The sequence below is a fragment of the Luteibacter sp. TLI7-4A genome (assembly GCF_056754745.1).
On sequence record NZ_JBPGWO010000001.1, the window covers coordinates 4,110,780 to 4,136,146 of the forward strand.

The window sequence follows — 25,367 nt, forward strand, 5'->3', positions numbered from 1 at the left end:
CGCCCGTCATTCCCCCGCCAGCGGGTTCGTCCGCCCGCAAGCGCCTGTTTTTAGGAGGTTCCATGGCCGACGTCAAAGAAGCCCGCGTCCCCGATATCGGTGGTAGCGCGGTCCCCGTCATCGAAATCATGGTCAAGGTCGGCGATCGCGTCGAGAAGGACCAGAGCCTGGTGACGCTCGAGTCCGACAAGGCCACGATGGAAGTCCCGGCGCCGTTCGCAGGCGTGATCAAGGAGCTGAAGGTCAAGGTCGGCGACGAAGTCGACGAAGGCCACGTCATCGCCCTGGTGGAAGCCGAGGGCGATGCCCCGGCCGCGCAGCCGAAGGCTGAGGCGCCCAAGGTCGAAGCCCCGAAGGCCGAGGCCCCGAAGGCAGCCGCTCCGGCGCCCGCGCCCGCCGCGGCCAAGGCGCCGTCGGCGTCGAAGTCCTCCGGTCCGGTCGAGGTGAAGGTTCCCGACATCGGTGGCAAGCCGGTGCCGATCATCGAGATCATGGTCAAGGCCGGCGACCGCGTCGAAAAGGACCAGAGTCTCATGACGCTCGAGTCCGACAAGGCCACGATGGATATTCCCGCGCCCTCGGCGGGCGTGATCAAGGAATTGAAGGTCAAGGTCGGTGACGAGGTCAACGACGACCACGTCATCGCGATTCTCGAAGGCGAGAGCGGCGAAGCAGCTGCCGCCGACGAGCAGCCGGCACCGTCCAGCGAGAAACCCGGCGTTTCCGAAGCCCCGGCCGAGGCGCCGCGTCGCGAAGCCGCCGTCGCGCCGTCGGCCGACGTGCCGGTGGGCGGTGCGCCGCGCACGCCGCCGGTGTCGTTCGATGCATCGGTCGTCATGCCCGACGCCGTCCCGTACGCGAGCCCGGCCGTGCGTGCCTTCGCGCGCGAACTCGGTGTCGACGTGGCCCAGGTCAAGGGTAGCGGCCGTGGTGGCCGTATCCAGCGCGAAGACGTGTCCGCCTACGTGAAGCGGGTGATGACCGCCGGCGCGCCGGTGGCCGCCGGCGGCACCGTCGCCGCGGGTGGCGGGCTCAATCTGCTGCCGTGGCCGAAGGTGGATTTCTCGAAGTTCGGCGAAGTGGACGAGAAGCCGCTGTCGCGCATCCAGAAGATCTCCGGCGCGAACCTCGCCCGCAACTGGGCGATGATCCCGCACGTCACGCAGTACGAAGACGCCGACATCACCGAGCTGGAAGCCTTCCGCAAGAAGCTGGGCGAAGAGAACAAGGATCTCAAGATCACCCCGCTGGTATTCCAGATCAAGGCGGTGGTCGCGGCGCTGAAGAAGTTCCCCACCTTCAACGCCTCGCTCGACGCCTCCGGCGAAAAGCTCACGCTGAAGAAGTACTTCCACATCGGCATCGCCGTGGACACGCCCGACGGTCTCGTCGTGCCGGTCATCCGCGACGCCGACAAGAAGGGCCTGCTCGAACTCGCCGCGGAACTGGGCGAGATCTCGAAGAAGGCGCGCGACAAGAAGCTCACCGCGAACGACATGTCCGGCGGTTGCTTCTCCATCTCCTCGCTCGGCGGCATCGGTGGCACGGCGTTCACGCCGATCATCAACGCGCCGGAAGTAGCGATCCTCGGCGTATCGAAGGCGCAGACGAAGCCCGTCTGGAACGGCAAGGAATTCGCGCCGCGCCTGATGCTGCCGCTGTCGCTGTCATACGACCATCGCGTGATCGACGGCGCGCTCGCCGCGCGTTTCGCCGTGTACCTCGCCAACCAGCTCGGCGACATCCGCCGGCTGTTGCTCTGACGGGGGCGGACCATGGCTAACACCATCGAATTGAAGGTTCCCGACCTCGGCGGCTCGCACGACGTGCCGGTCATCGAGATCCTGGTCAAGGTCGGCGACACCGTCGAGAAAGACCAGAGCCTCATCACCCTCGAATCCGACAAGGCCACGATGGACGTGCCGGCCACGCAGGCGGGCAAGATCGTCGAACTGAAGGTCAAGGTCGGCGACGAGGTGAACGACGGCAGCGTCATCGCCCTGATTGAAGCCGAAGGCGACGCCGGGAAGCCGGCCGCCGGCAAGGTCGTCGGCCAGTCCGTGGCGAAGGACGCGCCCGCGCCCGCCGTACCGTCGCCCGCTCCGGCTCCGCCGAAACAGGCCGTCGCGGCGCCGGCTCCCGCGTCCACCGCCAGCGTGAAGGCGGCGGGCGATTCGGGACGCAAGGCGGACATCGAGTGCCAGCTGGTCGTGCTCGGCTCGGGCCCTGGCGGTTATACCGCGGCGTTCCGTGGCGCGGACATCGGCCTCGATACCGTGCTGGTCGAACGCTACGAATCGCTGGGCGGCGTCTGCCTCAACGTGGGCTGCATCCCTTCGAAGGCGCTGCTGCACGCGGCCGCCGTGATCGACGAGGCCGCCTCCATCGAGGCGCACGGCATCACGTTCGGCAAGCCGAAGATCGACCTGGACAAGCTGCGCTCGTTCAAGGAAAAGGTGGTCGGCAAGCTCACCGGCGGCCTCGCCCAGATGGCGAAGGCGCGCAAGGTACGCACCGTCACCGGCGTCGGCATGTTCATTTCGCCGAACGAAATGGAAGTCCAGACGGCCGAAGGCACGAAGCTCATCCGCTTCCAGAACGCCATCATCGCCGCCGGTTCGCAGTCGGTGAAGCTGCCTTCGTTCCCGTGGGACGACGAGCGCGTCATCGATTCCACCGGCGCCCTCGAACTGCGCGACGTGCCGAAGAAATTGCTCGTCGTCGGCGGCGGCATCATCGGCCTGGAAATGGCCACCGTGTACGCCGGCCTGGGCTCGGAAGTCACGGTGGTCGAACTGGCCGACCAGCTCATGCCGGGTGCCGACCTCGACCTGGTGAAGCCGCTGCAGGCACGCATCGCCAAGCGCTACAAGGGCATCCACCTCAAGACCAGGGTCGTCGAGGCGAAGGCCACGAAGAAGGGCATCGAGGTCACCTTCGACGGCGAGAGCATCCCCGAGACCACCGTGTACGACCGCGTGCTGGTGTCCGTGGGCCGTTCGCCCAACGGCAACAAGATCGGCGCGGACAAGGCCGGCGTGGAAGTCAGCGAGCGCGGCTTCATCCCCGTCGATCGCCAGATGCGCACGAACGTGAAGCACATCTTCGCCATCGGCGACCTCGTGGGCCAGCCGATGCTGGCGCACAAGGCCACGCACGAAGCCAAGGTCGCCGCCGAAGCGGCCGCCGGCCAGAAGAGCTTCTTCGACGCGCGCGTGATCCCGTCGGTGGCCTATACCGATCCGGAAATCGCCTGGGTCGGCGTGACCGAGCGCGAGGCGAAGGAAAAGGGCCTGAAGATCGGCGTGGGCAAGTTCCCCTGGGCGGCCTCCGGTCGCGCCATCGGCATCGACCGCACCGAAGGCTTCACCAAGCTCCTGTTCGACGAGGAAACCCATCGCATCGTCGGCGCCGGCATCGTCGGCCCGCACGCGGGCGACCTCATCTCCGAACTCGCCCTCGCGATCGAGATGGGCGCCGAAGCCGGCGACATCGGCCGTACCGTCCACCCGCACCCCACGCTCGGCGAATCCGTCGGCATGGCGGCCGAGGTGTATGAAGGCACGATCACCGACCTGTACATCCCGAAGAAGAAATAACCTACCGACGCCCGCGGTGCCATACGGCATCGCGGGCCGTCGCGGCCGGGCATGGTCGGTGAATGTCTTCACCACCTCATTCCCGCGATCTTCGCCACGGCAGGTTATCGGAACCCGGCCGCATCTACTTCATCACGACCACGACGTGGAATCGCGCTCCGCTGTTCCGCGATGTCGCGTGCGCGCGGCGTGCCTCCCGTATTTGTCATTCCACCGAGGCCTGGAAAGGTGCCCGCTGCCTTGCCTGGGTACTGATGCCGGATCACTGGCATGGACTGATCGAACTTCACGATGGGGATATTTCGCGGGTCATGGCGAGATACAAGGCCATGGTGTCCAGCTCGATCAAGCGTTCGACGGGGCGTCGTTCCCCGGTCTGGCAGAAGGCCTTCCAGGACCGGGCGCTTCGCAAGGATGACGACATAAAGACGGCGGCGCGATACATCGTCGCGAATCCGTTGCGCGCCGGGTTGGTCGACCGAATCGGCGATTACCCCTACTGGAATGCCGTCTGGTTATAGATTGCCCGGTTGTGTGCCTGCATGGATGCCAGCCCACCCCGTATGCCAGTCCGCTTTGTGTGGGAGCCGGCTATGCCGGCGATAGCCTGCCGGATAAAGAAAAAGGTAAACCTGGAGCGATATCGCCGCTGAAGCGGCTCCCACAGGGGAGGCGGTTCTCACAGGGAGGCAGTTCCCATTAGGAAGCGGCTCCCACAAGGAAGCGGCTTCCGCGAGGGGTAGCCGACCCGCAAACCGGCCCGTGACCACGGCCATATCGCCCTGCATCGCCGGTTATGGCATGGTCGGCGGATGCCAGCCCCTCAGCCAGCTCATTACCTCCGTCGCCTCGGCATCTGGGATGCCGCGATGATCGTCATTGGCGGTGTCATCGGCGCGGGCATCTTCCGCACGCCGGCCACCGTCGCCCAGTTGACCAGCTCCGGCACCGAGGTGATCGTGCTGTGGACGCTCGGTGGCCTGCTCACCCTCGCCGGGGTGCTCTGTTACGCCGAACTCGGTGCCAGGCGTCCGCAAGCCGGCGGTACTTACGTCTACCTGCGCGAGGCATTCGGCCAGCTACCGGCCTTCCTGTTCGGCTGGACGATGGCGCTGATCAACTACCCGGGTAGCGTCGCCGCGGTGGCGACCACCTTCGCCGATTACGCGTGCCGCGCCATGGGCCTTCCGCACGAATGGGTGAAGCCGCTGGCGGTCGGTGCCATCAGCTTCATCGTGGCGGTGAACCTGTTCGGTATCCGCGCTGGCGCCTGGGTGCAGAACACCTTCACCGTCCTGAAGCTCGCCGCCGTCGCGCTGCTGATCGTGGTCGGCCTGTTCCTCGCCCGAGGACACCTCGGCCTGGCCTTCGTCGCGGATCCGACCCACGACGTACCGGCAAGCACGGTGATCGGCGCGCTGCTGCCGGCGATGTTCGCGTATGGCGGCTTCCACTACCTCAACGACCTGGCTGGCGAAGTGCGCAATCCGCAACGCACGCTGCCTCGCGCGCTGGGGCTCGGCATGGCCAGCGTGGTGGTTTGCTATGTGTTGGTGAACATCGCCTACATGGCGGGCCTGGGCCATGACGGTCTCGCCGCGAGCACCGCGCCCGCCGCCGACCTGATGCGTCGCGTGTTCGGCGAATCCGGCGCCACGATCATCGCCGTCGGCATCGCCTGTTCCACCTTCGGCTACTGCAGCATCGCCATCGCGGGCGGCGCGCGCGTGCTACAGGTGATGAGCGCCGACGGCATGTTCTTCCGCCCCATCGCGCGCATCGACGCGCGCACGGGCGCGCCGCAATTCGCGCTGGTGGCGCTCGGCGCCTGGGCGATCGTGTTGATCCTTTCGGGCAGCTTCAATGCCTTGCTCAACTACACGACCGTGGGGGAGTGGTTGTCGCATGCGTTCGGCATCGCGACGATCTTCTGGTATCGCAAGAAATTGCTGTCGGAACCGTCGCCTTATCTGGTGCCGGGTTATCCGTGGCTACCGCTGGTGTTCACCACGACGGTGCTTTGCGTGATCGCCGCCACCGCGGTGACGGCGCCTGCGGACGCGGGGATGAGCCTGGTGATCATCGCCATCGGCGTGCCGGTGTATTACCTGTGGCGCCGCCGGGCGGCGGCTTGAGGGAGGCCCTGCTTGGTGGGAGCGGACCTTGTCCGCGATGGGTGGTGCGGCGACCTGGCTATCGCCGATAGGATCGGCTCCCACCGAGCGGGATGAGGACATATTCATGTCTGGCGTGGCAGATTGTGGCTATGCGTCCAATCATTCTTTTCATGCTGACCACCGCGACTGTTTTCACGACGAGCGTAGCCGCCGCGGCAGCTGTCGATCTCGTCCATCCTGGCGCATCCGTGCACATCGCCGCGCAGGACGCCGTGCTCGATCCCACCGTGCGCAAGAGCGCAGGGGAGGAGCTGGTGGCGGTGACGTTCAAGCCGGCGGCGAAGCCGTCGCTCGTGCTCACTCCTGCGAAGACCACATGGTCGTGGCTGGCCGACGGGACCCTGCGCTTGCGCGTGCAGAACGGCATGCCGTGGCCGGTCACGCTCACGATCGACGTGGCCGCGGCATCGAAGCACCTCACGGCCACGGTGGGCGTGCCGCCTGGACCGCCGCAGACCCTGTCATTACCGCTGCAAGCCACCTCGCCTCGCGCATTCGGCATGCAGGTAGGGCCGCCGATGCCGTTCGACGCCCACATCGTCGCCACTTCGGTCGAGGGCGCGATCGACGCACACGCCGTCACCTCGGTCACGCTCTCCATGCCCCAGCCCGGCGCCCCGCAGACCGTGCTGTTCGGCAAGCTCGACGATGTCGCCGGTAACGACGACTTGCGCCACGCATACACGGCGATTGTCGATCGCTACGGCCAGTACACGCGGGCCGACTGGCCCGAGAAGATCGCCAGCGACGCGGACCTGAAAACCCGTGCCAACGCCGCGCCGAAAGTCGTCGAGCCGAAAGGACTCGACCGATACGGCGGCCGCACCGACCTCCCGGCGATGCAAGCCACCGGCTGGTTCCACACGCAGAAGCAAGGCGGCCGTTGGTGGCTGGTGACGCCCGAAGGCCACGCCTTCTTCTCGCTCGGCGTCAACGCCGTGAACCTCACCGACGGACGTACTTACGTGCAAGGCCGCGAGTTCATGTTCACGGACCCCGGTGCCGCCAACGGTCCGTTCGGCGGCACGGCCGACAGCCGTAGCGACCAGGGCTCGCAGCGCGACAACGGCATGAATCACGGGCGCTGGTGGGATGTCTATGCGAACAACGTCGCGCGTTCGTTCGGCGGCGACAAAGACGAATCCGCATGGCGCAAGCGCACGGTCGACCGGCTCAAGGCTTGGCGGTTCAACACCCTGGGCAACTGGAGCGATCCGGCCTTCGCCGGCGATCACCGCATCGCCTATACGGTGCCCATCCTGATCCATGGCGACTTCAACACCGTGGGCACCGGCTTCGACTACTGGGGCCGCATGCCCGATCCTTTCGATCCGCGTTTCGCCAAGGCCACCGAAGCGGCAGTCGCCCATGCGACCAAGGGCGTGCGCGATGACCCCTGGTTGCTGGGCTATTTCGCCGACAACGAACTCTCGTGGGCGGGAAGGGGGCCGCAAGGCCGCTGGGCGCTCGCCACGGGCAGCCTCGCGCAGGGTCCGGAAAGCCCGGCAAAACAAGCGTTCCTCGACTACCTCAAGAAGACGCATGGCGACGCCGCCACGTTCGCGAAAGCCTGGGGCGTGCCCGTGGCGAATTGGGAGCAGGTGGCCGCCAAGGGATTCAAGGCGCCGGACCCCGACGAAGCGCACCCGGCGATCGCGGCCGACTACATCGCCTTCCTGAAACTCTATGCGAACCAGTATTTCCGCACCGTCGCGCAGACCTTGAAGAAGGCCGACCCGCACCATCTGTTCCTCGGCGGCCGTCTGGCCGTCCGAACGCCGGAAGTGGAAGAAGCCAGCGCGGCCCATGCCGACGTCACCAGCATCAACACCTATACCGACCTGCCGGAGCACGGCTTCGATGTGGCCGCCTTCCGCAAGATGGACAAGCCCGTATTGATCACGGAATTCCACTTCGGCTCGGCGGATCGCGGTCCCTTCGGCAACGGCGTCGCCGCGGTCGCCAGCGAGGAGGAACGCGGCAAGGCCTATGCGCGCTTCGTCGACGCCGCGGTGGCGTCGGGCGTGATCGTGGGAACGCACTGGTTCCAGTACGTGGACCAGCCGGTGACCGGACGCATCCTCGACGGAGAGAACGCACATATCGGGCTGGTCGGCATCACCGACATCCCGTTCGAGGGGTTTACCCGCGCCGTCACCGATGCCAACGCTCGCACAGGCGGTGGATCAGGCGGCGCGCGCTAGGGGAAGGCCGCGTCGAGCCTCGCGTGAGGCGCCCCGGCCCATGGCGAAGGCGATCGGCTCGGCGATGCCGACGATCGTGCTGAGCGCCACGTTCTGGTTCACCGCATAACTCATGGAAAACGCGATGCTGAAGTGCGTCGCGGCGTATTTGATCTTTCTGGCCATGGCCGGACCCTCCAATGGGAATGCATCTCATTATGGGGACGCCGCGCCATGAGTCCAAGTGATCGTCTGGATGGCTTCGATAGAAAGTCTCTATCGACGAATGGCCGTTCCGACCACCATCGCTACCACCATCACCAGGGCCACGGCCATGCACGCGCTGGTCGGCTTCACCCGGCGGGCGTCGACCCGGGGCACCAGCCACCAGATCAGCCAGGCCCCGAGCAGCATGTCGGCCACCAGCGAAGCGCGGACCCATGGCAGCACGAAGATCGATTGCCCCGGCGCCTGGCCGTGTTGCGCGGCGATCGCCAGGCCGCCCATCAACACGGCGGCGAGCGACCAGACCAGGCTGGCCATGTAGGCCCGGTTGAAGACCACGGGCGTCTTCTCCAGCCAGCGCAGGGCGAGCCATACGATGAGCGCGGGGACGACGGCGACGGCGCTGGAATAGATCACCCACCAGATGGCGGCGGAGAGGAAGGTCAGGAGGGACTGGGTCACGGCGTGTCCGTCAGTACGACACGCCGAAGCGGCCGAGGGCCTTGCTCATCAGCCAGGCGGGGCCGATCAGCAGGTACTGGATGTCGGTGAAGAAAGAGGGGCGGCGGCCTTCGATCTTGTGGCCGATGAACTGGCCGATCCAGGCCACCACGAACACGCCGATGGCCAGGCGCAGCAAGCCAGTGGACCCGATGGCCTGGTAGATCGTATCGGTGACCAGGGCCAGCACGATGAAGGCGCCCGCCATGGCCAGGCCGATCTTTCGCGAAAGCCGGTAGTAGTAGAAGCAGAAGGCCAGGAACATCGCCAGCACGGCCCAGAGCCCGGGCCGCCCCAGCCAACCGGGGACGGGGATCAGCCAGACCAGCGCGACCACCGTCCAGGTGATCGCCGGCACGCAGATCCAGTGGATCAGCTGGTTGGTCGGGTTCTGGTGGTCGCGGCTGTAGTTGCCGAACCAGGTGGCTGCGTCGCGCATGGCGCTCCCCTCCGTGATGCCTCGATGGGGGAAGCTTAGTCCACTCGGATGCCGGCCAGCTTGTCGAGCGCCTCGGCGTACTTCGCGGCGGTGCCGGCGATGACGTTTTCCGGCACCTTCGGGGCGGGCGGCGACTTGTTCCAACCGATGTCCACCAGATAGTCGCGGACGAACTGCTTGTCGTAGCTGGGCGGGCTGATGCCGACCCTGTACGCGTCGGCAGGCCAGAAGCGCGAGGAATCGGGGGTGAGCATCTCGTCCATCACGTGCAGCACGCCGTTCTCGTCCGTGCCGAACTCCAGCTTGGTATCGGCGACGATGATGCCGCGCTCCGCGGCGAAGGCGGCGGCGAAGGCGTAGATCTCCAGCGTGGCCTTGCGCACGGCGTTGGCGAGGTCTTCGCCCACGGCGGCCACCACGGCGTCGAAGCTCACGTTCTCGTCGTGGTCGCCCACGGCGGCCTTGGTCGACGGCGTGAAGATCGGCTCCGGCAGCTTCTGCGCCTGCTGCAGGCCCGGGGGCAGGGTGATGCCGCACAGGGCGCCGGTGGCCTGGTAATCCTTCCAGCCCGAGCCGATGAGGTAGCCGCGCGCGATGGCTTCCACCGGCACCGGCTTCAGCCGCTTGGTGACCACGGCGCGCTTCGCGTACAGCGTCGGATCGACGCCCGCGGGCAGCACGGAGGCGACATCCTCGCCCGTGAGGTGATTCGGAATGATGTGCGCGGTGCGGGCGAACCAGAAGTTGGAGATCTGCGTGAGCATCTCGCCCTTGCCGGGGATCGGGTCGGGCAGCACCACGTCGAAGGCCGACAGCCGGTCGGTCGCCACCATCAGCAGGCGGTTGCCGGACAGGGCGTAGACGTCGCGGACCTTGCCGCGATGGATGAGCTCCAGGCCTGGCAGGTCGGATTGCGAGAGGGTGGTCGGCACGGCGGGGACTCCGGTAGGCGATCGATCCGCCCATTGTAGCGGTGGTGGCCGGGTCGGCCTGCTAGAATTTTAGGTTACCGCCCCCATTGCCTCGCCATGCGAATCCTCACGACCGCGGCATTAGCCCTGGCCTTCACCGCCCCCGTCCTTGCCGCACCGCCCGCGAAGCCGGCGCGGCTGGGCCTGTGCGCGGCCTGTCATGGCGAAGACGGCATGGCGCGGATCCCGGGCGCTCCCAACCTCGCGGGCCAGAAGCTCGATTACCTGCGCGAGGCCCTGCGCCAGTACCGCGACGGCCGCCGCGACATTCCCGTGATGCGCGCCGCCACCGGCCCGCTTTCCGACGCCGAACTCGACCAGCTCGCGCAGTGGTTCTCCGCGCAGAATCCCGCCGCCCCGCACCCTCCAAGGGCCGTTCAATGAATTTCACCGGCACTCTCATCGGCGCCGTGCTCGGCATGTGGCTGACGCACAACCTGCTCGGCGCCCTCGTCGGCGGCGCGCTCGGCTTCATGTTCGACGCCAGCCGCCAGCAGCAACGGCGCCGCACGCCGACGCAAGGCGGGTACGTCGCCCCCTTGTTCGCCCTGATCGGCGCCGTGGCCAAGGCCGACGGCCGCGTTTCCGAGAAGGAAATCGCCATCGCCGAGCGCCTGATGGCGCGGATGGGCCTCGACCAGGAAGCCCGGCGCGTCGCCATCGATGCGTTCAACGAAGGCAAGCAGCCCGAATTCAACGCCACCGCCGTCATCGACGAATTGCGCCAATGGGTCGGCCATCGCCGCGACCATGCCTTCCCGGTGATCGACGTGGTGATCGAAACGGTGCTCGCCGAGGGCAACCCGTCGCCGGAAAAGATGGCCATCCTGCGCCAGCTCGCTTTCGCCCTTCGCGTCAGCGACATGGAACTGATGGCGCTCATGGCGATGAAGGGCTACGCCTGGAACGCCGGCGCCAGTGGCCGCTCGTACGGTGGCGGTGGCGGCTACACGCCGCCGCAGCGGAACACGCAGGGGCCGGACCCGTACGCGATCCTCGGCATCCAGCGCGACGCCGATGACCGTGCGATCAAGCGTGCCTATCGCAAGCTGATCTCGGAGCACCATCCCGATCGCCTGGGCGACCTTCCGGACGACATGCGCCGGCGTGCGGAGGCACGGGCCAGCGAGATCAACGCGGCGTATGAGCGGATCAAGGCGGAGAGGGGCTTCAAGTAAGAGCATCGCCGACAAGTCGGCGATGTCGCGGCAGCGACACAAAGCACTCCCGTCCACGCCAGCTTTAGCGACAACCGTATACCCTGACCACCTTCCGTCACACCACGGTACCCATCATGGCCAAGCAGTCCCCCGTCATCGCACCGTCCATCCTCTCGGCCGACTTCGCCCGCCTGGGCGAGGACACGCGCAAGGTCCTCGATGCCGGCGCGCAGTGGGTGCACTTCGACGTGATGGACAACCACTACGTGCCCAACCTCACCATCGGCCCGATGGTGCTCAAGGCACTGCGCGACTACGGCATCACCGAGCACATCGACGTGCATCTGATGGTCAAGCCGGTGGACCGCATCGTGCCTGACTTCGCCAAGGCCGGCGCGCGCAGCATCAGCTTCCATCCCGAGGCCAGCGAGCATGTGGACCGCACCATCCAGCTGATCCAGGGCGAGGGCTGCGAGGCCGGCCTGGTGTTCAACCCGGCCACGCCGCTGAACTGGCTCGACTACGTGATGGACAAGATCGACATGGTGCTGATCATGTCGGTGAATCCCGGTTTCGGCGGGCAGAAGTTCATCCCGGGCGCGCTGGACAAGATCCGCCATGTGCGTGAGCGCATCGACGCCAGCGGCCGGAAGATCCGCCTCGAGGTGGATGGCGGCGTCAATGCCGACAATATCGGCCAGATCTCGGCGGCTGGTGCGGACACCTTCGTGGCGGGTTCGGCCATCTTCAACGCTCCGGACTACGCCGACGTGATCCGCCGGATGCATGCGGCCATCGACGGCAAGTAAGCGGCCAGCCGTCTAAACAAGGTTTCACGGCAATAAAGCAAACTCTGTAGTATTGTAATGCCGTTCGGGGTGGAACTGATGGAGGATGCGCTCATGAAGACGTTGTCCGTAGTTGCCTTGTCCCTGGCGCTCGCCGCGCCCCTCGCCGCCACCGCGGGCGATCGCCCGCAGCCGCTGCCGGACCAGCAAAGCGTCGTGTCCAAGTCGCTGCTGCCGTGCCCCGGGGGCCTGGAGCGCTTCCTGCCCGGCGACTATTACTTCTGCTCGGCCGCGCGGAACTACTGGAGCGGCCATGACGGCCTGGCCCGCGAAAGCCTGAAAAACGCCGCGCGATGGGCCAGCAAGCCCGCGCAATACGCGCTCGGCGTCATGTACTTCAATGGCGACCATGCCGAAAAGAACCGTCCGCTGGGCCTCGCCTGGCTGGCGCTGGCCGCCGAACGGCACGATCCGTCGTACGAGCCCACCTTCATCTCCGCGTACAAGCAGGTCACGCCGGAGGAACTGGCCCAGGCCAATGCCTATTGGAAGGACCTGAAGGCCAGCTACGCCGACGACGTCGCCGCTCCGCGCGCCGAACGCCGCTTCGACCGGGAATACCAGCAGATCGCCTGGGCCACCAACTTCGGCGGCAGCGTGTTCATCGACGGCGTGACCGTGCCCTATGGCGCGTCGGGCCTTGTCGAAGGCGCACCGCTGCAGAGCGGCTTCTCGCTCGGCCGCATGTTGCAGACGCAGAAGGCCATGTACTTCTACGGCTACGACAGCCATGTGTTCGTCGGCGACGCGGAACTGGTGCCCATCGGCCAGGTCGCCTCGCTCAAGTCGCGGGCCGACTGACGAGACGCACGAAAAAGCTCCCCGGGCCATCGGGCCGGGGGAGTGAAGGAGGGTCAATCGATCACACGGGTTGCCAGTTCGGGTCGGGTTCCGCCGGCCCGGCGATCGGCGCGCTTCCGTGCGTGCCGATCGCCCCAAGGCCTTCCATGGCCGGTTCCACGAAGTCGTCGAAGAGATCCATGCGTGCGTCTCCCGTCAGTGCAGGCCGAACAGCAGGCCCAGGACCAGCGCGCCCAAGGCGAGGGCGACGCGCAGCGGCTCGAAGTCGCGGTCCAGTTCGGTGTTGTCGGCGTCGGGCTTGGTTTTCATGGTGTCTCCTCCGGCGCCGGGTGGCGCGCCGTCATGGCCATTTGAAGGGCATGCGCGGCGGGCGGAGCGTCCCCGGTGGGGCAATCCGCGGATCGTTTATGGCAAATCGCGGGCAAAGACTTCGTGCAGGGACGAAACCCTCGCTCAATTGAGCAGCGGGTTCCCGCGAAGACGCGATACGGCCAGGTCGACGAAGGCCCGTACCTTGGCCGGCGCATGGCGGCCTTCCGGATGAAGCACGTGGATCGGCAGCGGCGGCTCTTCGTAGTCGGCGAGCACGACCCGGAGACGGTCATCGAGCAGGGCGGGGCCGACCTGATAGTGAAGCACCCGGGTCAAGGCGAGGCCCGCCGTGGCCGTCGCGATCGCGGCATCGTTGGTATTGCACTGGAGCCAGGCGTCGATCGTCACCCGCTGATCGTTCGCGAAGCGCCAGTGTGGCGACGTCCATGCGCTGGTCGACACGGCGATGCGGTGATTCCTGAGATCGGCGGGGGTGGCGGGAACGCCATGCTGTTCGAAGTAGCCCGGCGATCCACAGACCACGCGCCGCACCGAGCCGACCTGGATCGCGGAGAACCCCGAGTCCGGAAGGTGGCCGATGCGAATCGCCACGTCGATGCCTTCCTCCACGATGTTCACCGGCCGGTCCACGAACAGAAGGCTGCCGGACACCGTGGGATAGGTCTCCAGGTATTCGTGCATGACCGGCAGCACGTACATCTGCCCGAACAACAAAGACGCCGTGATGGAGAGCGTGCCCGTGGGCGTGGCGTACGAACCCGCGGCGGCGGCTTCCGCCTCGTCGATGTCGGCCAGGATGCGGCGGCAATCGTCGAGATAGCGACTGCCCGGTTCGGTCAGCTTCACCGAACGCGTCGTGCGTATGAAGAGCCGTGCGCCGATGAGTTCTTCGAGCGCGGCGATCGCGCGGGTCACCGCTGGCGCACTCATGCGCAGCTGGCGCGCGGACTCGGAAAAGCTCTCCGTCTCCGCCACCTTTACGAAGATGCGCATGGCTTGCCAGCGATCCATCCGTTCCCCTCGGCCGTTGCGCGGGGATGATAGCACCCGTGCCAGAAGCATCAGAGCGCGAGCTGGATGCGGTTTTCCTCGTCGCCTTCGCGCTCGGCGGGAACCGCGCAGCAGATCAACACCTCGTCGTCGGCGACGCGCGCCGTCGGTTCCTTGACATAGGTGACGGCACCCTTGAGCAGTTTCGTCCGGCAGGTGCCGCAGGTGCCTTCGCGGCAGCTGAATTCCGGCTCCAGGCCACGCGCCTCCGCCAGTTCCAGCAGGCTGCCGGATGCCGGCGTCCAACGTGCTTCCTTCAGTGAATCCATGAAGGCGACAGGCACCGGCTGGGTCGACACCGGAGGACGAACGGGTGCGGTGGCGCCAGCATCCATCACTCGCTTCAACGACGATGGTCCGAATGCCTCCGCGTGGATTCGCGTGTCATCGATGCCGAACGTGCGCAAGCCGTCGTAAAGCGATTGCGTGAAGGCGGGCGGTCCGCAGAGATAGAAATCGTGGTTGTTGAATGGCAGCACGCGTGTCAGCAGGGCCATGTCGATGCGTCCGGCCACGTCGTAGTCGGTGCCTTCTTCGGCGCCGCTGGTATCGCTCAGCACGCGGACCCATTTCACCGCGCCTTGCGCTGCTTCGACGAGTGTCGCTATCTCCTTGTCGAATGGCCTTTCGGCCTTCGAGTGCGCCGCCTGGATGAGGAAGACCGGACGCATCCGTTGCTTGCGCAAACCTTCGTAGACGATGTGCCGGAGCATCGCGAGCAACGGCGTGATGCCGATGCCTCCCGCCAATAACACCGCCGGCCTCGCCTCGTGGGGATCGATGGTGAAGCCCCCATCGGGCGCGCGTGCCTCGATGATGTCGCCGACCTTCACGGTGTCGTGCAGGTGGCGCGACACCGCGCCGTCACGTTTGACGCTGATGCGGTACGCGCCGTCCGATGGCGCGACGGACAGCGTATAGGTGCGGATAACGGGCTTGTCCGTGCCTGTCACGGTCACGCGCACGGGCAGGTGTTGCCCGGCCGAATGGGAAAGGAGGCCCACGCCGTCGTCCGGTTGCAGATGGAACGAGCGGATCGACGGGCTTTCCTCCACGATCCGCGTCACCTTGTAGGGGCGCCAGCGCGTGGCGAGCGCGGCCGCCTGCAAACGCGCGTCCGCCTGGTCCCAATCGCCGGTCATGAGTGAACTGGGCGACCAGCCATCCTTGCGGAACGACCAGCGCAGCGGCAAGGCACCGGTGCGGCGCACGATACGACGGGGCCGGAACGTCCACAGCCGCTCCGCGCCCTGGAACGCAGCGATCTCCTGCGAGTCGAGGATCGCCTCGGCATCGCCGGTCATCTGCAGCATGTCGCCTTTTTCGTAGTCGACGAAGACCAGCCCCGCCTTGCCGTTGAGCACGATGTTGCCGAGCGTCGAGAAGAAGAGGTTGCCATTGAAGTCGGGCACGGTGAGCATGCCGTCCGCGTCGACGCGGACGAAGCCCGCCTTGCCACCGCGATGCGACACGTCGACCTGCCGCCGGTCCTCACGGTCGGCGTAGGTCGCGACGAAGAACGTGTCCGCCGCCTCGATCATGTCGCGCGCCGCGGCATCCAGTTGCGTCGACTCTTCCACGACGCCCGTGTAAGGCAGGGCAGGGTCACGCACGTATCTGGCGTCGCGTAGCTGGATGTAACGGGGGCAGTTTCCGAAGCTCTGGTCGACGTCGACCCGGAACCCCGACCCCGCCGTTGGCGCGGCGACGAAACCATTCATGCGGTTGCGGCGCCGCGTATGCATCTCGATACCCAGGAGGCCGATGGCCTCGCCAGCGCGCACGCCTTCCGCGGCGGGGTCGCTCGGATCGGGGCGGAGGTCGATATCCAGCGTCGTGGGATTCGGCGACGACATGAAACCCGGCATGCCTGCGAGGAGCGTGGCCCAGGGATCACCGTGCGCATCGACGCTGCCCAGCACGACGAAGGGCAACTGTTCGTAGAACTCGCGGTGCTGCTCCGGCATGAAGTCGCGCACCACGCGCTGACCGACTGCCGCCATCCGTTCGGCGACGCCCACCTTCTCCTGGAGGAATGTCTCGCCCTCGTGCCATGTCGGCAGCTTTTTCAGTGACGCGGTCATGGCGATGTCCTGTGTGGGGCGAGAAGGCGAGCTCAGGCGGCGAGGCCGACCGGGCTCCGGGCAAAGGGGACGAAGCCGGGAAGATCCTCGATCCGGCGTAGGAACGCGTTGACGGAGGGATAGTCCGAGAGGTCGACGTTGCCTTCCGGCGCCCGCGCGACGTAGCTGTAGATGGCGACATCGGCGATCGTCGGGTGCTCGCTGGCCAGCCAGTCCTGCGTCGACAACCGTGCTTCCAACCGTTTCAGGAGGACATGGGCACGGGTGATCACTTCATTGGCGTCGTACTTCGCCCCGAACACCGTGATGAGTCGTGCCGCAGCGGGACCGTAAGCGACGTCGCCAGCCGCCACGGACAACCAGCGTTGCACCGCGGCGGCTCCCGCCGGATCTTCCGGAAGCCAGTCGGTGCGGCCGGCCTTCTTGGCCAGGTACACCAGGATCGCGTTGGAATCGGCGACGACGACACCGGCGTCGTCCAGCAGCGGCACCTGGCCGAACGGGTTGAGCTTCAGGTACTCCGGGGTCTTGTGCGCACCGGCCATGAGATCGACTTCGACCAGTTCATGGGGGAGGCCCAACAGGGAGACGAACAGCCGGGCGCGGTGCGAGTGGCCTGACAGGGGATGGTGATAGAGCTTCATGTCGGTGTCCTGAGAGAGTCCGGCCGGGCCAATTCCCGCACCGCGTGGCCAGACTGCGGTACCCCGCTCCTGATGAGAATCACCTGGTTCGACACTTCATCATTTCACCGGGTGGAATAATTCCGTCCACGCCCGGCCGGGCGCCCATTACGGCTAGCCACCGGCGTAAGAAGGGGCAAAACGCGGGCAATCGCGCCCGCGCCCTTGCGGAGCGGGCGCCCCCATAGCACGCTGCGCACGCCGATCCACACTCCCACGGAATGCCCCATGGCCCGCAGCATCGCCATCGTCGAAGACGAACCGCTCATCCGCGCCAACTACGTGGAGGCGCTGAACCGCTTCGGCTACGAAACGCGTGGCTATGGCTCGCGCGCGGAGGCCTCGCTGGCCTTCGCCATGCGCCTGCCGGAACTGGTCATCATCGACATCGGCCTGGGCGACGAGCCGGAGGGCGGTTTCGACCTCTGCCGTGAACTGCGCGCGAAGTCGGCCACGTTGCCGATCATCTTCCTGACCGCGCGCGATTCGGATTTCGACGTGATCTCGGGCCTGCGCCTGGGTGCGGACGACTACCTGTCCAAGGACACCAGCCTGCACCAGCTGGCCGCGCGCATCGCGGCGCTGTTCCGCCGCATCGAGTCGTTGAAGGCGCCCGCCGCGAGCGAGACGGTGATCGAGCACGGGCCGCTGAAACTGGAATCGGAGCGCATGCGCGTGCTGTGGAACGGCATCGAGATTCCGCTCACGGTCACGGAATTCTGGATGGTGCATACGCTGGTGCGCTTCCCCGGCCACGTGAAGAACCGCGACCAGTTGATGCGCGAGGCGGAACTGGTGGTGGACGACGCGACGATCACCTCGCACATCAAGCGCATCCGCAAGAAGTTCGTGGCGCTGGCGCCGGATTTCGATGCCATCGAGACGGTGCACGGCGTGGGGTATCGCTGGACGCCGTGATACACCCCATCGCCGCTGAAGCGGCTCCCACACACATCGCCGAAGCAGTTTATCCACCACCGACTTGGTGGGAGCCGACCTTGTCGGCGATGCTCTCCCCATGACCCTCCGCCAGAAACTCCTCCTCGTCGCCCTCTGCACCCTGGCCTTGCCCGTCGCCGGGTGGCTCTACGTGCGCCAGATGGAAACGCTGCTGCGCGAAGGCCAGGCGCAGGCCCTCGTCGCCTCCGCGCGCGCCATGGCACGCAGCCTCGTGGTGGTCGACGCCCCGCTGCCGCCCGCCGGTGCCGCCTGGTACCTCCAGCACACCCCGGTGCCGATCACCGTCGATGGCTACGCCGACGACTGGGCGTCGCTCAGCCCCTGGGCGCAGGCCTTCGGCAAGAACGCGCGCGTGATGCTCGCCGAAGACGACCACTGGCTCTACTTCTACGTCGACGTGCGCGCCACGCACCGTCGACGCGCCGATGCCGGCGACCGCCTCGTCCTCAACGCCGATCACCTCATCGTGTCGATCGCCAGCGGCGAGGACGTGCAGCGTTACCTCATGGCCAGCGCCGCGCCCGGCCCTACCACCGCCATCGCACTGGATGCGGAAGCAGGCGTGCTGCCCGACCGCATCAATGCGCAGTGGCAGGAAGACGGCAGCGGTTTCCGCGTGGAGTTCCGCCTGCCGCGTGGCCTGCGCCTCGACCGTTTCGGCCTGGGCGTGCACGTCGTCGCCGACGGCGACAACGAACCGCTCACCGCCGAGAGCCGGCCGTTGCTGGACTTCTCTCCCTCGCTCTCGCAGGAAGTGGCGAGGCTGGCGCCGGACGGCGTGCGCGTACGCGTGCTCTCGGCCGACGCATGGCTGGTGGCGCAAAGCGGCAAGCTCGAATTGCCCGATCTCCCCGCGACGGAACGACCGGGCTGGTTCGCCTCCCTGGTGTACCGCTCATTGCTGGCGACACGCCTCGACGACGAAAGCGCATGGGCCGAAGACGCCCCGCGCATCGACCTGCCCGAGGTGCGCGAAGCGCTGCAGGGCAAGCCGGCCACGGCGTGGCGCGCGGGCGAGGCGCGCGGCAGCGTGGTGCTCGCCGCGGCGATGCCGATCCAGATGCGTGGCGCGCTGCATGGCGTGGTGCTGCTCGAACAGCCTAGCCGCGCGGTGCCGCTGCTCGCCAACCGCGCCTTGTTCGGGTTGCTGCTCACCAGCTTCGCCGTGCTGCTCATCGCCGGCAGCGTGCTGTTGCTGTTCGCCACGCGGCTCACCTTCCGCCTGCGCCGCCTGCGCAACGCAGCGGAACGCGCGCAGGACAACGATGGCCGCCTGGACGGCCCGTTCCCGTTGACCGACGCCACCGACGAACTGGGCGATCTCGCGCGCAGCTTCGAGCGCCTGTTCGAGGTGGTCGGCGGATACACCGATTACCTGCGCACGTTGGCCTCGAAGCTCTCGCACGAGCTCAACACGCCGCTGGCGATCGTGAAGTCGTCGCTGGACAACCTCGACCACGCCGGCCTGCCCGCCGAGGCGGAGCCTTACCTGGCCCGCGCACGCGATGGCGTGGCACGGCTGGGTGCGCTGGTCCGCGCGATGAGCGAAGCCAGCCGCATGGAGCGCGCCATCGCCTCGGCGGAGGCCGAAGACGTGGATCTGGCCGACATCGTGCGCGGCTGCGCCGAGGGGTATCGCGGACTAGCCGGCGACCGTCGCCTGGAGGCCGAGTTGCCGTCGGCGCCGGTCTTCATGCACGTCTCGCCGGAGTTGATCGCGCAGGCGCTCGACAAGCTCTTCGACAACGCGCTGTCGTTCACGCCGCCCGGGGGCTGGCTACGCATCGCCCTGCGACCCACGGCCGAGGGCGCGGACATCGAACTGTCGAACCAGGGCCCGCCGCTGCCCGCGGCGATGCAGGGGCGCCTGTTCGATTCGTTGGTGAGCCTGCGCGACAAGGCGACACCCGGCGACGCGCCGCACCTGGGCCTCGGCCTGTACGTGGTGCGCCTGGTCGCCGAGCGCCACCAGGGCAGCGCCAGCGCCCGCAACCTCGAAGACGGCGTCGCCTTCACCCTGCACCTCAAGGGCCTCCCCCGCCAACGCCTGGGCTGAGCGGTGGGAGTCCTCCGTTGCCCCATTCGGGTGGCCATTGCCCTGGTGGGAGCCGACCTTGTAGGAGCCTTGTGGGAGCCGACTTTGTCGGCGATCCCGCGGTAGCGGGCCAGGTGAGGCAAGCACCCATCGCCGCTGAAGCGGCTCCCACAACAGCGGGCCAGCTCGCGGCGAGCACCCATCGCCGACAGGGTCGGCTCCCACCTTAAGCGGCTACAATCGGCGATCACTCCAATGCCCCCATCGCCCGATGATCTCCCGCGAACAGTTCGACGCCTACGCCGCCCAGGGCCATACCCGGATTCCGCTGGTGCGCGAGGTCTTCTCCGATCTCGACACGCCGCTGTCGGTGTACCTCAAGCTCGCCGATGGCCCGTACACCTTCCTGTTCGAATCCGTGGAAGGCGGCGCCACCTGGGGACGCCATTCGATCATCGGCCTGCCGGCGCGTCGCGTGTATCGCCTGCGCGGGCACGAACTCGAAGTCGAGGACAACGGCGAAGTGGTCGAACGACGCCACCTCGACGATCCGCTCGCCGAGATCGAGGTCCTGCGCAAGCAGTACGACGTGCCCAAGCTGCCCGGCCTGCCGGACTTCACCGGCGGCCTGGTCGGGTACTTCGGTTTCGAGACCATCGGCTACATCGAAAAACGCCTCGCGCAGTGGGACAAGAAGGACGAGCTGGGCACGCCCGACGTCCTGCTGATGCTCGCGGATGAAGTGGCCGTCTTCGACAACCTCAAGGGCCGCCTCTACCTCATCGTCCACGCCGATCCGGCGAAACCGCAAGCCTATGCCGAAGCGTCGCGCCGCCTCGACGCGCTGGCTTTCCGCCTGCGCCAGAGCGGCGTCTCGTACCCGCAGATGCTGCAGCCGGAAGCGCTCGACGAGTCCGATTTCAAATCCTCCTTCACGCGCGAGGAATACGAAGCGACGGTGCGCAAGGCGCAGGAATACATCCGCGCCGGCGACATCTTCCAGGTGGTGCCCTCGCAGCGCCTGAGCATCGGCTTCAACGCGCGTCCGGTGGACGTGTATCGCGCGTTGCGCGCGATGAACCCGTCGCCGTACATGTACTTCATCGACATCGGCTCGACGCAGATCGTCGGTTCGTCGCCGGAGATCCTCGTGCGCCTGAAGGATGGCCGCGTGGTGTTGCGTCCGATCGCCGGCACGCGTCGCCGTGGCAAGGACGAAGCGGAAGACCTCGCCCTCGAAACCGAACTGCTCGCCGACGCGAAGGAACGCGCCGAGCACCTCATGCTGATCGACCTCGGCCGCAACGACGTGGGCCGCGTGAGCAAGACCGGCACGGTGGAGCTGACCGATTCCTTCGTGGTCGAGCGCTACTCGCATGTGATGCACATCGTCTCCCAGGTGGAAGGCGATATCCGCGACGACCTCTCGTACATGGATGTCCTGAAAGCGGCGTTTCCGGCGGGCACGGTCAGCGGCGCGCCGAAGATCCGCGCGCTGGAGATCATCCAGGAACTCGAACCGTTCAAGCGCAACATCTACGCCGGCGCCATCGGCTACCTCGGCTGGTGGGGCGACGCGGACACCGCGATCGCCATCCGCACGGCGGTGATCCAGGACGGCCGTTTGCATGTGCAGGCGGGCGGTGGCGTCGTCTACGATTCCGATCCGGCCGCCGAGTGGGAAGAAACCATGAACAAGGGCCGCGCGCTCTTCCGCGCCGTCGCCCAGGCAGCCAAGGGCCTCTGACCCGCACACGTCACGAAACCAACATGTGGGAGCCGCTTCGGCGGCGATGCCTTCCCTCCAAGGTCCCTGTTTTTCCATGAATACCCGAACGATCATCGCCGCCACCTCCCTCGCCGTCATGGCGGCCACCGCGCAGGCGCGCGAGCCGTGGACGGACGATGTCACCTCGCGCACGCAGGCGCTGGCGCTCTTGCAGTCGCTCAATGCCGACCTGCTCAGCCACCCCAGCGCCACGCTGACGCTGGAACGCTGGTGCGGCGCGCATGCGCTGGCGCCGGAGGTGAAGATCGTCGCCCGTCGCGTGAAGGGACAGGACAAGCCGCTGCCCGACGACGAACGGGCGGCGCTTGGCATCGGTCCGGACGAGCCGGTGCGCTATCGCCGCGTGCAGCTGGCCTGCGGTGAGCACGTGCTGTCCGAGGCGGACAACTGGTACGTGCCTGCGCGGCTCACCCCGGAAATGAACCAGATCCTCGACACCACCGACCAGCCGTTCGGGAAGGTGGTCCAGGCGCTGCATTTCCGCCGGCAGACGATCAGCGCCGACCTGTTGTGGTCGCCGTTGCCCGCGGGTTGGGAGATGGATGCGCCGCTGCCACCGTCGCACAAGGCGGCGCTGGCCATTCCGCACGAGGTACTGCGGCACCGGGCAGTGCTGTATACGGAGGCGAACCAGCCTTTCAGCCTTGTGGTGGAGACCTATACGTCCGACGTCCTCGCCTTCGGGCGGCGCTGATCGCCGACAAGTCGGCTCCCACACAAGCGAGCTATCGCCGCCCCCCACCAACCGCGTATCCCATCCGGCTGACTTGGCACCGGCCGCGCGGCGCTGGAAGCTGAGATCCCATGACGGAGAACGCGCCATGTCCTCGGTGCCGGCACCCGCACGAAAAATTCCCGTGGCTGGCATTTCCGGCGCAAAGCCCTTCGCCTCGTTGCTGAGCATCAGCAATTCGCCGCGCCTCGGCCCGCAGCCGAACTCGCTGGACAACGCGGTGAGTTGCGCCACCCATTGGGTCCGCATGTCCGACGGCCGTCGCGCGGACGCCATGTGGCTCGAAGCAGGTGCCATGATGCAGAAGCTGGTCTCGCGGCCCGAATGGGTGCGGTATCTGCGCAAGATCCGGGTGGATCGTGGACTCCTCGTCGGCCGCGAATGGTTCGAGGTGACGCGGGTGCGCGATCCGGTGGGTCTCCCCGCCGGCGATTACCTCAACGTGATCTTCGTGGCCCACTACACCCGCGCGGTGCTCTTCGAAACGGTGTCGCTGGCACCGGGCGGCACGGGATGGCTACCGGTCGGTTATGTCATCCGCCCGGTGCAACGAGAGATCCCGTTCGTGCAATAGACACGAGGAACGGGTGGGAAGCGGCCTGGGCCGCGATGCCCACCCCACCTTACCGCTCCACCATTTCCTTGGGGTCAGGAATAGCGTTCGGAGAGGAAGCGGAAGAACGCGCGCAGGCCTTGCGCCTCGCCGCCACGCGGATGCGCGGGGCGATCGCCGTCGTTCCACGAATACGTATCCAGGTGCATCCAGTTCTGGCTGTCCGGTAGGAAGCGCTCGAGGTAGAGCGCGGCCGTGATCGCGCCCGCGTGGCGCGAAGGCCCCGCGTTGGCGAAGTCGGCCACGTACGATTCGAGCATGCGCCGGTACGGGCGCCACAGCGGCAAGCGCCACAATGGGTCTTGCGTGAATTCGGCGGCGCCGATCACGTGGTCGGCGAGCTGGTCGCGGTTGGTGAACAGTGCCGGCAATTCAGGGCCCAGCGCCACGCGGGCCGCGCCGGTGAGGGTCGCGAAATCGACGATCAGGTCGGGTGCCTGCTCGGCGGCGTAGGCGATGGCGTCGCACAGCACCAGGCGTCCCTCGGCGTCGGTGTTGTCCACTTCCACGGTGTGACCCCCACGCGTGCGGATGACCTCGCCCGGGCGCATGGCGTTGCCGGCGATGGCGTTCTCCACCGCGGGCACCAGCAGCGTGAGCCGCACGGGCAGCTTCGCCTTCATCACCAGGCCGGCCAGCGCGATGGCATGCGCCGCGCCGCCCATGTCCTTCTTCATCCAGCGCATGCCGTCGGATGGCTTGATGTCCAGGCCGCCGGTGTCGAAGCACACGCCCTTGCCGATCAGCACGAGCTTCGGATTGGAATTCTTGCCCCAGGTGAGCTCGATCAGGCGTGGTGGACGATGGCTTGCGCGGCCTACCGCATGGATCGTGGGAAAGTTGGCTTCGAGCAGTTCGTCACCAACCCACTCGCGCACCTTCGCCTTGTGCTCGGCGGCGTGCGCGTGGATGGCCTGGGCGAGGTGTTCGGGGCCCATGTCCTCGGTGGGAGTGTTCACGAGGTCGCGCACCTGCCAGGTGGCGTCGATCACCGGCTGCAACGTACGCAGCGTGGCGGCATCGACCACCAGCTGCGCGGGCGGACGATCGCTGGCGCGGTAACGGTCAAAGCGATAAGCGCCGAGCGCCCAGCCGAGGGCGACGAGGTCGCGGTCGTCGATCACGCCTTCCGGCGCGAGTTCATAGGTGCCCTGGGGCAGGCGATAGGGCAGGGCGCCGAGCGCGGCCATCGGATTGCCGCGATCCACGCCGACCAGCACGCGCGTGATGCCGCCACGTGCATCCGGCAATACGGTGAGTGCGCCGGGCATCGGGCGGAATCCGGTCGTCGCCAGCCATTGGCGTTGCGCATCGTCCAGGCGCGCTTCGGTGGCGAGCATGCCGGCGATATCGACCATCTCGATGGGGATGGCGGTACGTTTTCCGGACTTGCGTTCGATCAGCGGCGACATCAGGGCTCCCGTGCCTCGCGGTCGCTGGCAACCGCGTCAATGGATTGTTGCTATCGGTGGACGCCTATTCTAGCCGTCAGTCAAAGCCGACGCTTCAATCCAATCCGCAAGGGATGTCATATCGGGGAATTCGAGATCCGGCGCAGGGCCATGCGACCAGCGCTCGCCCGTGCGGTTGAGCCATACCGTACGCATGCCTGCTTCGCGCGCGCCCATCACGTCGAGCAACGGATCGTCACCTACGTGAAGAATGTCGGCAGGCGGGACGCCCAGCGCTTCCGCCGCCGCCAGGAAAATCTGTGGATGCGGCTTGGCCACGCCCACGCCGCTGGCGTTGAGGCGGGTATGGAAGAGGTGATGCAGGCCGATCACTTCCAGATCGGCATTGCCGTTGGAGATGCTCACCAGGGGCACGTGCCCGGCGATGCGCTCGAGCGCGGGCAGGGTGTCGGGATACAACTCCACGTTGTTGCGGGCGGCGAAGTAGATGCGCCACAGCTCGTCGACGGGTGCGTCGTCGATACCGCAGGCGGCGAAGGCGTGACGGATGGTCAGTCGGCGCTGTTCGCTGAAATCGTGGGAGAGATGGGTGTGTTCCCGCGCGATCTTCTCGCGGAGCTCACGCATGGCCTCGATCGGCCATGCGTTTGCGACATCGGGGTGGTGTTGCCGTAGCCAGCGGTCGACGCAGTGCTCGGCCTCGATCAGGGCCGGAAGCACCGGCCACAGGGTGTCGTCGAGGTCGAGCGATACGGCGCGAACGGGCACTGC

The 25,367-nt window shown here is 66.9% G+C and carries 23 protein-coding genes; 14 read left to right on the forward strand and 9 right to left on the reverse strand.

Translation table 11 applies throughout. The features are described from left to right. Positions 1-62 precede the first annotated feature (62 nt). The 5 genes from aceF (at position 63) to ACR9Y6_RS18030 (ending at position 7,980) form a co-directional block, all read left to right on the forward strand. Complete coding sequence (gene aceF / locus ACR9Y6_RS18010; RefSeq protein WP_481282523.1) at positions 63-1,763, forward strand: dihydrolipoyllysine-residue acetyltransferase; 1,701 nt, start codon at positions 63-65, stop codon at positions 1,761-1,763. 12 nt (positions 1,764-1,775) lie between these two features. Beyond that, positions 1,776-3,599: a dihydrolipoyl dehydrogenase gene (gene lpdA / locus ACR9Y6_RS18015; RefSeq protein ID WP_481282524.1), complete on the forward strand. Its 1,824-nt coding sequence runs from the start codon at positions 1,776-1,778 to the stop codon at positions 3,597-3,599. Positions 3,600-3,661: 62 nt separating this feature from the next. Continuing rightward, complete coding sequence (locus tag ACR9Y6_RS18020) at positions 3,662-4,120, forward strand: REP-associated tyrosine transposase (protein WP_481282525.1); 459 nt, start codon at positions 3,662-3,664, stop codon at positions 4,118-4,120. 291 nt (positions 4,121-4,411) lie between these two features. Beyond that, positions 4,412-5,734, forward strand: coding sequence for an APC family permease (locus tag ACR9Y6_RS18025; protein ID WP_481282526.1), 1,323 nt, complete (start codon positions 4,412-4,414; stop codon positions 5,732-5,734). Positions 5,735-5,865: 131 nt separating this feature from the next. Further along, positions 5,866-7,980 carry a beta-agarase gene (locus tag ACR9Y6_RS18030; RefSeq protein WP_481282527.1) on the forward strand — a complete coding sequence of 705 codons (2,115 nt, stop codon included), beginning with the start codon at positions 5,866-5,868 and terminating at the stop codon, positions 7,978-7,980. On the opposite strand, the gene ACR9Y6_RS18035 is transcribed toward ACR9Y6_RS18030, so the two are convergent. The 4 genes from ACR9Y6_RS18035 to ACR9Y6_RS18050 all read right to left on the reverse strand — a co-directional run bounded on the left by ACR9Y6_RS18035 (position 7,963) and on the right by ACR9Y6_RS18050 (position 10,056). Then, the gene (locus ACR9Y6_RS18035) at positions 7,963-8,145 is read right to left on the reverse strand and encodes a DUF2061 domain-containing protein (protein WP_426285645.1); all 183 of its coding nucleotides are present in this window, start codon (positions 8,143-8,145) and stop codon (positions 7,963-7,965) included. The two genes, ACR9Y6_RS18030 and ACR9Y6_RS18035, sit on opposite strands and share 18 nt — an antisense overlap. Before the next feature lie 90 nt (positions 8,146-8,235). Next, on the reverse strand, positions 8,236-8,646 hold the full coding sequence (locus tag ACR9Y6_RS18040; protein WP_481282528.1) for a hypothetical protein: 411 nt from the start codon (positions 8,644-8,646) through the stop codon (positions 8,236-8,238). 10 nt (positions 8,647-8,656) lie between these two features. After that, positions 8,657-9,124 (reverse strand): Mpo1 family 2-hydroxy fatty acid dioxygenase, encoded by a 468-nt coding sequence (locus ACR9Y6_RS18045; protein ID WP_371024443.1) that lies wholly within the window; start codon positions 9,122-9,124, stop codon positions 8,657-8,659. A 35-nt stretch (positions 9,125-9,159) separates the two neighbouring features. Next, complete coding sequence (locus ACR9Y6_RS18050; protein ID WP_481282529.1) at positions 9,160-10,056, reverse strand: phosphoribosylaminoimidazolesuccinocarboxamide synthase; 897 nt, start codon at positions 10,054-10,056, stop codon at positions 9,160-9,162. Positions 10,057-10,152: 96 nt separating this feature from the next. Between ACR9Y6_RS18050 and ACR9Y6_RS18055 the strand changes: the two genes are divergently transcribed. The 4 genes from ACR9Y6_RS18055 (at position 10,153) to ACR9Y6_RS18070 (ending at position 12,904) form a co-directional block, all read left to right on the forward strand. Further along, positions 10,153-10,479: a c-type cytochrome gene (locus ACR9Y6_RS18055; RefSeq protein ID WP_448098845.1), complete on the forward strand. Its 327-nt coding sequence runs from the start codon at positions 10,153-10,155 to the stop codon at positions 10,477-10,479. Continuing rightward, entirely contained in the window at positions 10,476-11,273 is a 798-nt protein-coding gene (gene djlA, locus ACR9Y6_RS18060; RefSeq protein WP_481282530.1) for a co-chaperone DjlA, read from the forward strand. Before ACR9Y6_RS18055 ends, djlA begins: the two co-directional genes overlap by 4 nt. 116 nt (positions 11,274-11,389) lie before the next feature. Continuing rightward, on the forward strand, positions 11,390-12,064 hold the full coding sequence (gene rpe, locus ACR9Y6_RS18065) for a ribulose-phosphate 3-epimerase (protein ID WP_306849465.1): 675 nt from the start codon (positions 11,390-11,392) through the stop codon (positions 12,062-12,064). Positions 12,065-12,157: 93 nt separating this feature from the next. Further along, on the forward strand, positions 12,158-12,904 hold the full coding sequence (locus ACR9Y6_RS18070; protein WP_481282531.1) for a hypothetical protein: 747 nt from the start codon (positions 12,158-12,160) through the stop codon (positions 12,902-12,904). A gap of 453 nt (positions 12,905-13,357) precedes the next feature. On the opposite strand, the gene ACR9Y6_RS18075 is transcribed toward ACR9Y6_RS18070, so the two are convergent. The 3 genes from ACR9Y6_RS18075 to ACR9Y6_RS18085 all read right to left on the reverse strand — a co-directional run bounded on the left by ACR9Y6_RS18075 (position 13,358) and on the right by ACR9Y6_RS18085 (position 17,015). After that, positions 13,358-14,230, reverse strand: a complete 873-nt coding sequence (locus ACR9Y6_RS18075; protein ID WP_481282532.1) for a LysR family transcriptional regulator — start codon at positions 14,228-14,230, stop codon at positions 13,358-13,360. 68 nt (positions 14,231-14,298) lie between these two features. Continuing rightward, positions 14,299-16,371 (reverse strand): 2Fe-2S iron-sulfur cluster-binding protein, encoded by a 2,073-nt coding sequence (locus tag ACR9Y6_RS18080; protein ID WP_481282533.1) that lies wholly within the window; start codon positions 16,369-16,371, stop codon positions 14,299-14,301. 32 nt (positions 16,372-16,403) lie between these two features. Continuing rightward, positions 16,404-17,015, reverse strand: a complete 612-nt coding sequence (locus ACR9Y6_RS18085) for a glutathione S-transferase family protein (protein WP_481282534.1) — start codon at positions 17,013-17,015, stop codon at positions 16,404-16,406. A 267-nt stretch (positions 17,016-17,282) separates the two neighbouring features. Here ACR9Y6_RS18085 and pdsR point away from each other — a divergent pair, with 267 nt between their 5' ends. The 5 genes from pdsR to ACR9Y6_RS18110 all read left to right on the forward strand — a co-directional run bounded on the left by pdsR (position 17,283) and on the right by ACR9Y6_RS18110 (position 23,145). Next, positions 17,283-17,972 carry a proteobacterial dedicated sortase system response regulator gene (gene pdsR, locus ACR9Y6_RS18090; protein ID WP_448098839.1) on the forward strand — a complete coding sequence of 230 codons (690 nt, stop codon included), beginning with the start codon at positions 17,283-17,285 and terminating at the stop codon, positions 17,970-17,972. A 100-nt stretch (positions 17,973-18,072) separates the two neighbouring features. Further along, a complete protein-coding gene (locus tag ACR9Y6_RS18095; protein WP_481282535.1) occupies positions 18,073-20,070 on the forward strand; it encodes an ATP-binding protein in 1,998 nt (665 codons plus the stop codon). A 250-nt stretch (positions 20,071-20,320) separates the two neighbouring features. Further along, positions 20,321-21,796, forward strand: a complete 1,476-nt coding sequence (gene trpE / locus ACR9Y6_RS18100; protein ID WP_481282536.1) for an anthranilate synthase component I — start codon at positions 20,321-20,323, stop codon at positions 21,794-21,796. Between the two features lie 76 nt (positions 21,797-21,872). Continuing rightward, positions 21,873-22,532, forward strand: a complete 660-nt coding sequence (locus ACR9Y6_RS18105; protein ID WP_481282537.1) for a chorismate--pyruvate lyase family protein — start codon at positions 21,873-21,875, stop codon at positions 22,530-22,532. Positions 22,533-22,659: 127 nt separating this feature from the next. Further along, positions 22,660-23,145 carry a DUF4019 domain-containing protein gene (locus ACR9Y6_RS18110; protein WP_481282538.1) on the forward strand — a complete coding sequence of 162 codons (486 nt, stop codon included), beginning with the start codon at positions 22,660-22,662 and terminating at the stop codon, positions 23,143-23,145. 74 nt (positions 23,146-23,219) lie between these two features. Here ACR9Y6_RS18110 and ACR9Y6_RS18115 read toward each other — a convergent pair whose 3' ends face one another. Together ACR9Y6_RS18115 and ACR9Y6_RS18120 are read right to left on the reverse strand one after the other, a co-directional pair. Then, complete coding sequence (locus ACR9Y6_RS18115) at positions 23,220-24,596, reverse strand: leucyl aminopeptidase family protein (protein ID WP_481282539.1); 1,377 nt, start codon at positions 24,594-24,596, stop codon at positions 23,220-23,222. Between the two features lie 69 nt (positions 24,597-24,665). Beyond that, positions 24,666-25,364: an HAD family hydrolase gene (locus ACR9Y6_RS18120; protein WP_481282540.1), complete on the reverse strand. Its 699-nt coding sequence runs from the start codon at positions 25,362-25,364 to the stop codon at positions 24,666-24,668. Positions 25,365-25,367: the final 3 nt, after the last annotated feature.